The organism is Kitasatospora sp. NPDC017646 (genome assembly GCF_044329365.1).
Classification (GTDB): domain Bacteria; phylum Actinomycetota; class Actinomycetes; order Streptomycetales; family Streptomycetaceae; genus Kitasatospora.
In genome coordinates this window covers 69,859-77,702 of the sequence record NZ_JBIRJC010000032.1, presented here as the reverse complement: position 1 = coordinate 77,702, position 7,844 = coordinate 69,859, and the positions used below count along the sequence as shown (strand labels likewise).

Below are 7,844 nucleotides of genomic sequence, written 5' to 3'. Positions count from 1 at the left end.
GCCGCGCCAGCGAACCGAGCATCTCCGCGGCGAACGCCTCCAAGCGCGGGCGGACCGTCTCCATCTCCTCAGGTGTCACACCTGACAGAAGATCACAACCTACCGGACGACGATCAATCGGGGTACCTAACAAAGCCCTACTAGTGTCCTGCGCCGCTAGTTCGTCGTTAGTTGAAGTTCCACCAAGGCCGGGTAGTCAAGGATTCCGGCCGGGGTGCGAGGTGGGGGCCGCTGGTGTGGCGGCTGCCGTGTAGCGGCCCCTGCGGACCTTCTTGATCAGCCCTTTCTCAGCCCAGCGGGTGAGCTGCCGGTAGGTGGTGACGAGGGTGACGTCGCCGAGGAGTTCGGCGATCTCTCTGGCCTGCCAGTGCCGCTCGGGTTCTTGCTGCAGCATGGTGAGGACTCGCGCCATGCGGTTGCTGGTCTTGCCGGGGCCGACGTACCGGGGGACGGTGGTCGTCGGCAGTTCGGGGTGGGGTGGCGGGGGCGGCAGGAGGGTGATCGTCACGGAGGCCACCGTCTGGCTGGTGTCGGGGCGGCCGTCCAGTTTCCGTTCCGCATACCGGGAGATGGGCGACTTGACCTTGCGGGTGCTGACGCGCGGCCGACGTGCCGGCAGCAGCGCCGACAAGACGCGGCGGCCGATCGCCCCCATGCCCTGCTCGAGGACTCCCTCCGCGCGGATCAGCAGGTCACGGGCGGTCTGGTAGGCGATGGTGAAGCCGCAGCGGTCGGGATCGGTGCCCGGCCGGGACTCCGCCGCCTCGACCATGGCCCGGCGCAGAAGCCGGTAGAGGACCAGCAGGGCCCACATCTCCTGCTCGACGCCGACCGGGTCGCGCGAGCGCAGAGGCGCCGGCCGAGGACGGTGTGGCGCAGTGCGTAGTAGGCGCTCTCGTGTTGCCAGCGCTCGTGGTAGAGGCGCGCGAGACGCTCGGCGGGGTAGCGGCTGGCGTCCAGCAGGGTGGTCACCAGCCGATAGGAGCCGGCAAAGTCGGTGCCGTCCGAGCAGGCGGTGCTGATCTGGGCCTCGATGACGCGCACCGGGACGCCGCCGATGGCCGACAGGTACGAGGAGTCGGTGAGGGCCTTCCCGATCGGCGGGCGGCGGCGCTGATTGACGCGGCCCACGATCCGGGCGCCGGTGGCGTGGACAGCGGCGAGGAAGTCGTTGCCGTCGAACCCGCGATCCCACAGCACCGGCATGGCTGGGGCCCAGATGGTGAAGCAGCCGGGTGGCGTAGGCGGTCTCGCCCACCCCGGTGGGGCCGAACACCGCGCCGATCACCGAGCGGGTTCCGGTCTCGACCAGCGTCATCAACTCGGTCTGGGGATAGCCGCGGTGCGGGCAGCACCCGAGCCAGGCCCGGTTGCGCTCGCTGTCGGGTGTCTTGATGGAACTGCGGCCGTCGGAGGAGACCGTGCGACAGGGGCCGAACCGCGCTCCGGGGGTGCGAGGTTGGGCCAGCGCTCCGGCCACCACCTCGAACAGGCCCCGCGGCGGTAATCGCCTTCTGACGCGGCGGACGCGGTGAACCGTCCAACCCCTACGGGTGGCCCGAGTAGTGGGCGGGGCCGATGACCGGCCGTCCGGGCAGGGCGATCCACACCCCGCACAGCGTCCGCACCCGCAGCGAATAGGGCATTCGCTGGGGCGGGCGCCCCCTCAACACCGCGGCTTGACCAACCGCGAACAGCAGCCCCCCGAACGCCGACGGGGCAAGTTCAGGAGAAGGACAGCGACAGGAGGATGACTCAGGCGGCGAACGGCTCGATCTCCCCCGCGAAGACGATGATCTGGTCGATGAGGTTCCGTCGTAGATGGACGACATCCGTTCCCGCCAGGCGGGGGCCTCCATCAGGCGTGGTGAAGACCCACTGGTACCGGGCCCATTCGTCAGGCATGTCCACCGCCGAGCAGCGCACCATCGTGCCGGTCCCCGCCGGGTGGCGTCGGATGTCCAACACGAACCGCTCGACCGCCCCGATTCCTTCGCTGCGGCCCAACGGCCCCCAGAAGACCACGTCTGAGGTCAGGGCCTGCGGGAGCAGGGCAGTCACATAGCTGTCGTCCGAGGCGTTGAACGCGGAGATGAACGTGTCGATCGCGGAGCGTGCGGTCTCTTCCTGCATACCCCAGTAATACCAGCCGTTTCGCGTGCGCTCGACCCACGAGCCGCCTTCCCGTCACGGTGAACCTTCCCGGTCACAGCACTGGTGCCGCAGGCCACCATGACCGACGGCGCACTACCACCCCGCCCCCACCACCAGGAGGACAAGGACGCGCAGAGAGTCGGGTCGCCCGGGGGAATCTCACCCCCGGGCTCCCACAGAACGGAGCGTGACAGTCTCCCGTCACTCCGCTCTTGTCATCCTGGTCACGAGAACTTCGATGTCCGTGCCCAGTGGGCGAAAAGCCTCGGGTACTGGCGCGTGACGCGCTTCCAGCACGCGTGGGCCTTCTTGAACATCTGGAGCCGCTTGTACTTCTTGCGGATCCAGCGCATCAGGTAGGCGTTGATGCGCCGGAGGAGGTGGTGCAGCGCGGAGCGGTAGAACGCTCCGTAGTACTGCAACCAGCCCCGCACCATCGGGTTGATGTGACGGGCGAGGTCGACAAAGGTGAGGTTGATCCGCCGGTGGAGCCGCCAGGAGCGGACCTCCGCACTGATCTTCTTCAGGGCGTCCTTGCTGATCGCGGGCGGGAAGCTGGTGAAGTTCACGCCCTTCCTATTCCGCGCCTCGCGGGCTCGGAACGTGAACCCCAGGAAGGTGAACGACGTGTGCTCGTACGAGCCCCGCCGGTTCCCGTCCTTGCAGTACACGATCCGGGTCTTGTCGGGGTGCAGTCGCAGCCCGACTTCCTCCATCCTGTTCGCGAGCGCAGCCAGCACGTGGCGGGCCTGGCCCTCGCTGGCGCAGTGCACGACCGCGTCATCCGCATACCGTTCGAACTGGATGCCCGGGTAGTTACGGGCGAGCCAGGTGTCGAACGCGTAGTGCATGAACAGGTTCGCCAGCACGGGCGAGACCGCTGACCCTTGCGGGGTGCCCCGGTCTCGCTTCTGCAAGGTGCCGTCGGGCAGTTGAAGCGGAGCACGGAGCCACCGCTCAACGTACAACTTCACCCAGACGGCGTCGGTGTGAGCCTCCACGGCCTTGACGATGAGGTCCCAGCGGACGCTGTCGAAGAACTTCTGGACGTCGAGGTCGATCACCCAGTCCTTCTCCCAGCAGCGTCGCCGGCATCGTTCCACCGCGTCGAGCGCGGACCGGTTCGGCCGATATCCATAGGAGTCTTCGTGGAATACAGGCTCCACTCGGACTCCCAGATGATTGGCCACAACGGTCTGCGCCACCCGGTCGGCGACAGTGGGAATGCCAAGCATTCTCGTGCCGCCGCCGTGCTGCTTCGGAATCTCCACCGCACGCACCGGAGGCGGAAAGTAGGTCCCCGACGACATGCGGTTCCAGATCTTGTACAGGTTTCCCTGGAGATCCTTCTCGAAGTCGTCGATGGACTGCCCGTCCACGCCCGATGCTCCCTTGTTCCTCTTAACCTGCCGGTACGCCTCCAGAACTTCCCACTTCGAAATCTCAAACGACTTATCTGGTGACTTCAGCTTGTCCATCGGCTCCTCCCGGAGAACGTCCGGTTGACCAGACACACACAGCCACGGATGACCCGGCCCCTTCGCTCCACCCCCGTTACAGGGGCTTCTGCACTACTACGAGCCGGTCCGCCAGCACCCTTCGCGACGGTACTCAGCCCCTTGCGGTTCAGCCGCTTGGGGAGCTCCCTCTCGCCTCCCTCCCGGGCGGCAGTGTCGAACCGTGCCTTCCCACGTTCCGTACAAGACCAGCAGACCAGGCTCGCGCCGCCTCCGTGCCGGACACCGCCTGGCCAATAGACGGGCACCCGCCAGGCTTATCCCGGACTCCAACCCGTGCGTCCGGTTTCGATGTCACTTAATGCAGTAACGGCACTTCATCAGCGGTTCACTTGCGTTCGCCTTCCTGATCCCCACCTGACGCCTGCAAGGCGCCTTTTCCACATCGCTCACCACGATCGCGTCACCGCTCTCGCAGCATGTGGCGGTTTGGAGCCTCCCCCCGCAGGGCGACTCCGAAGGGCCAAACCTTCATCTCTTGCACAGCATTGCTTCCAGAACTTCCTACATGCAGTTCCTTTCGCATTCGTGGCACACGGGTTGTCGGCATTTCCGGCCACCTTGGTTGGCGCTGTGAACTGCTCAGATGTCACCCCGCGCCCGAGGCGGGGGTGCTGGCATCGAGAGCTGCTTCACGAGGCCCTGGAAGGTCCGTTCCGGGCCACGCGGGGGCGCGGCCGCCTCCTCCGGCCGGACGGTGCGTCAGGGCACGGTGGTCGCCGTCAAGGGCCGTCGACGGGGCATCGGTCGGGCATGGGGGTTGGTGGCCGGATCCGGTCGGCGTCGACAGTCCAGCCGGCTGGGGAGGGCTGACAGAGGATCGCCGCCGATCCGGCCCGATGGCGCCCGGGGGCGTCCGGCGTTCGCCGGGCGCTCACCATCACCACGGCCCCGCAGGGTGCAGACCCCTGCCGGCCGGACCGTCACCCACCACCGCTGATCTGGTCCCGCTATCCAGCTGTGGACAGCGACGACCAGATCGATTAAGCCTGCCCCCTGGCGATGAGGTCGCAGAACGTCGTACAGGGGCGTGAGGTCGGTCTCCGCCCAGAGCAGGATGGTGTGGTCGGCGAGAAGGGCAGTCAGGTCGGCGAGCGCCGGGGCGGCGTCGACGGCGTCGGCGGGGCGCCCGGGGTGTGGGAACCGGTCAGGCGCAGCGTCCGGTCGTTGGGGTGGGCAGAGTGCCTCGAGGGTCGAGGACAGTGATGCGGGCGGCGGTCGGCGGGAAGGGCCTGTCGGAGTCGGTGGGCGGGCGGCGGGTGCAGTCGACGTCGAGGACGACCAGGCGCTCGTCGTCGAGGGTCCGGGCGGCCTTCTCGGGCACGACCTGGGCCTGCCCAGCGGCTCCCTTCGGGCGGCCGCGGCTGGTGGTCGGCGCATCCACGGCTCTGGCGCCGGGGTGGGCCGCGGGACGGGGGTGAGGGTCGGCGTCGGTCAGGGTGCCGTCCTCGAACAGCGCGTCGCCGCCGTCGCCGCAGGCGCCGCATTCCCACTGGGCGTTCCAGGAGGCCCTGGGCGACTGGGTGGCAGGTGTGGTCATTCGTTTCCTCCGGGAAGTGGGCCGTCCCGGGCCGAAACTGCGGGACCGGTGCGGGGTGGGTCAGCTGGCGACGGTCTCGGCGTGCCGGCGGAGGGAGTCCGAGAGCGCGCTCTGATGGTTGATCAGATAGCCCTCGGTGCGGGTTTGTCCTGCTTGCGCAGCCAGGTGCCGGCCGGAAGGTGGGGTCGTCAGCCAGGCCGGTGCGGTTGACGGGGCCGTCGAGGGTGGCGCCGGCGGGCAAGTTAGGCGAGAAGGCGGCGGTAGAGCGGTTCCAGTCCGGCTCCAGGCGCCACTGCTCGTCCAGGACGTCCAGCTTGGTGACCTGGACGCGACCCCCCCGGTGGTGAGGGGGCGGACTGGGCGCGGTGGGCGCGCAGCTCGGTGACGCGTCCCACGACCCGGGCGTCGTGCGCTGCCAGGGCCCGCAGGACCCCCCAGATCGTCTGGAGGAGGACGCTTCGATCTCCGCGTCGGCCTCTGCGGCGACCGGCTGGCGGCGCTGCTGGAACGGCGGCTGCGGCGGCGGTGATGCGTCGGTGTGCGTCGAACAGGAGCGACTCGGCGGTGCTCCAGGGCAGGTCGAGGCGTTCGGCGCTCAGGCGCTGGGAGCCACCCGCGATCATCTGGACGAGGTGGATGGGGGTGGGCTCGCCGAGTGGCGTTCAGCGGCACAGGGAGCGCAGGGTGGTGAGGCAGTCCGCGGCCCGGCGCTGCGGGTCGGTGTCGGTGCTGGCCCAGGCGATCCGGGCGTCCGGCCGGATGAGGACGGCGGTGACGTCCCGCCAGATCGGGTCCGCCGCCCGGGTGTCGACGGTTCCTGCCCGCTGCTCCAGGCCGTCCGTGGGGCGCGGTGTCCGCGTTCCGCCGAGGTCCAGCAGTAGTGGTCGGCCGTGGTGCATCAACGGGTGGGCGGTGGTTGCACCTGCCGGGGTGTCCAGGGCGAGGCCGGCCAGTCGGGTGCCGTTCAGCGGGTGTGCGCCGGGCGTGGTGTCGGCGGGGAGCGGGTCGTCGAAGCCGGCGATCCGGCGGGCCCACTGGCGGTTGGTCTGCGGTTCGGCGAGTGCGGCGGACCAGACCTCGCGCAGCGCGATCTGCTCCGGGCTCGCCGCAGCGAACAGGGCCAGCTGCGCGCGGGTGTTGTCGATGACGGCGCGGGCGGCCGGCCGGCGCTCCGTGGCGTAGCTGTCGAGCAGTCCGTCGGGCGCCCGGTCCTGGAGGGTGGCGGCCAGCTTCCAGCCCAGGTTGGTGGCGTCCTGGATGCCGACGTTCATGCCCTGCCCGCCGGCCGGGAAGAACATGTGCGCCGCGTCTCCGGCGACCAGCACCCGTCCCGCCCGGTACCGCGCGGCCTGGCGGGTGGCGTTGCCGTAGCGCGAGAGCCACCGGGAGTTGCGGATGCCGAGGTCCCGTCCCAGCAGCGTGCGGGTCTGCTCGCGCACCTCCTCCAGGGTCAGCGGTTCGTCGGTGCCGCGGTGCATGGTGGCCGTGGACAGGCCCGCCAGCCGGTGGACTCCGTCGCCGATCGGGGCCGCCAGGAACGAACCGGCCGGCCCTGTGGCGGCGAGCGGCGCGGTGGGCGGATCGTCGAGTTCGACGTCGGCGAGCCACCCGGTCAGGGTGGTGTCCTGACCGGGGAAGTCGATGCCGGCCGCCTGGCGCACCGCGCTGCGGGTGCCGTCGCAGCCCACCACCCAGCGGGCCCGCACGGTCCGGTGGGTGCCGCCGGCCCGGATCACCACCTCGACGGCGTCCGGCCCCTGGGTGAGCGAGACGACCTCCTGGCCGCGCAGGACGCGGGCGCCCACGGCGACCGCGTGCTCCTCCAGGAGCTGTTCGGTCACGGACTGACCGAGCGCCAGCATGAAGGGGTGGACCGCCCCGATGGTGGAGAAGTCCAGCCGAGTGGTCGCCGCGCCGAAGTGGCCGGTCGGCACCGGGGTGCCGCGTTGTATGAACCGCTGCGCGAGGCCGCGGGTGGCGAAGGTGTCCAGCGTGCCGGCCTGCATGCCGACCGCGCGCGAGCGTCCGTCCGGTGCCGCACGGCGTTCCACGACGCTCACCTCCACCCCGTGCAGGCGCAACTCCGCGGCGAGCCAGAGCCCCACCGGGCCGGCTCCGGCGATGAGCACGTCGAGCATGACAACACTTCCTCTCACTTTTTCGGACGGTGTCCCGGGGCATCGGCGCGCCGGTGCCCCGGGACGGGAGCGGCCTCGTGGCGTCAGGGGGCGATGCGGCTCAGCGGGCGCTGCCGAGGTTCCGGTCGGCGTCGGCGCCTTCGAGCATGAGGGTGGTCTCCTCGATGCGGCGGAAACGGCCGTCGGGGGCGAACTCGGCGAAGAGGTAGACCTCCATGCGGACGGTGGAGCCGTCGGTCTTGACGACGGTCATGGTGTGGCGGTCGGCGTAGCGGTCGCCGTCGACGAGTTCGTCGTGCACCTCGACCGAGCCGCCGGCGACAACCGTGCGCAGGTGGGCGATGTGCTCCAGGAACTCGGTGCGGTCGGCCCACTCGCCGTCGGTGCGCTGGCGGTAGTCGGGGGCGAAGTGCCGGTCGGCGGCCTCGTCGAGGTCGAGGCCCGGGGTGAGGAGCAGGTCGGTGAGGGCGGCGCGGGCATCGGTGCGGTTCATGG

The 7,844-nt window shown here is 70.0% G+C and carries 6 protein-coding genes and 1 pseudogene; all 7 read right to left on the bottom strand.

The features are described from left to right. Positions 1-196: 196 nt before the first annotated feature. A complete protein-coding gene (locus tag ACH4J0_RS33030) occupies positions 197-814 on the bottom strand; it encodes a hypothetical protein (protein ID WP_396244637.1) in 618 nt (205 codons plus the stop codon). Between the two features lie 71 nt (positions 815-885). Beyond that, positions 886-1,206: pseudogene (locus tag ACH4J0_RS33025) on the bottom strand (transposase); the annotation flags it as partial. A 549-nt stretch (positions 1,207-1,755) separates the two neighbouring features. Next, positions 1,756-2,133 carry a nuclear transport factor 2 family protein gene (locus tag ACH4J0_RS33020; protein WP_396244636.1) on the bottom strand — a complete coding sequence of 126 codons (378 nt, stop codon included), beginning with the start codon at positions 2,131-2,133 and terminating at the stop codon, positions 1,756-1,758. Between the two features lie 245 nt (positions 2,134-2,378). Beyond that, positions 2,379-3,632, bottom strand: coding sequence for a group II intron reverse transcriptase/maturase (gene ltrA / locus ACH4J0_RS33015; protein ID WP_396244635.1), 1,254 nt, complete (start codon positions 3,630-3,632; stop codon positions 2,379-2,381). Between the two features lie 1,186 nt (positions 3,633-4,818). After that, positions 4,819-5,211, bottom strand: a complete 393-nt coding sequence (locus ACH4J0_RS33010) for a hypothetical protein (RefSeq protein ID WP_396244634.1) — start codon at positions 5,209-5,211, stop codon at positions 4,819-4,821. Positions 5,212-5,873: 662 nt separating this feature from the next. Beyond that, on the bottom strand, positions 5,874-7,349 hold the full coding sequence (locus ACH4J0_RS33005; protein WP_396244633.1) for an FAD-dependent monooxygenase: 1,476 nt from the start codon (positions 7,347-7,349) through the stop codon (positions 5,874-5,876). A gap of 100 nt (positions 7,350-7,449) precedes the next feature. Further along, the gene (locus tag ACH4J0_RS33000) at positions 7,450-7,842 is read right to left on the bottom strand and encodes a nuclear transport factor 2 family protein (RefSeq protein ID WP_396244632.1); all 393 of its coding nucleotides are present in this window, start codon (positions 7,840-7,842) and stop codon (positions 7,450-7,452) included. Positions 7,843-7,844: the final 2 nt, after the last annotated feature.